At 61.5% G+C, this 608-nt stretch carries 1 protein-coding gene; it reads left to right on the top strand.

Going from position 1 to position 608, the window contains the following annotated elements:
• Positions 1–185 precede the first annotated feature (185 nt).
• The coding region (locus A6302_RS20710) for an ATP-binding domain-containing protein (RefSeq protein WP_245294189.1) at positions 186–608 on the top strand (423 nt) is incomplete at its 3' end.

Below are 608 nucleotides of genomic sequence, written 5' to 3'. Positions count from 1 at the left end.
ATATGCGCGCGGTTGGCAGAAGCTTCAGGCTCAGACTACCCGACCGACCGCCAAGAGTTGAGGCCTGGATCGGCGCACTGCTCGGCGGCCTGCCGTCGGAAACCCGTATGTCGCAGAACGACTTCCGGTCCATCTTTGAGGCCTTGAGCCCAGCGCCATGGCGCAAACTCGATGAGTGTTGGGAAATGCTGCTCGATCTGGATGCTTCGGGCCGAGAAGACATCTCGGTTGGCAATATCGCCGAAGGTCTTGCAGATCCGCCGCTCGAACTGCTGAGCGACCATGAGGGAAGCTCGGGACCGTTGCTGTCGACGATCCATGCGATCAAGGGGCGAGAGGCCGAGCGGGTCATGCTGTTGCTCGCGCGGGCACCGTATGGCGACCAGGTGAACTGGGCCGAGGAAGCCCGTACCCTGTATGTCGGAGCAACCCGTGCGAGCACGGAACTTCGAACTGGGTGGATTAACCCGCGAAAGTTCTACACGACTGGAGAACCGGAACGCTTCTGGGCCGCACGCCCCGATCATCGGCTGATGGAGATAGGCCTTGAGGGGGATCTCGTCGACTGGGCCGAGTTCGTGCGTTTGAGCCACGTCGTCAATGACGCG

It is taken from the genome of Methylobrevis pamukkalensis, from assembly GCF_001720135.1.
GTDB lineage: Bacteria > Pseudomonadota > Alphaproteobacteria > Rhizobiales > Pleomorphomonadaceae > Methylobrevis > Methylobrevis pamukkalensis.
The sequence above is the reverse complement of the archived record's forward strand: the minus strand, read 5'-3'. Positions and strand labels throughout refer to the sequence as shown.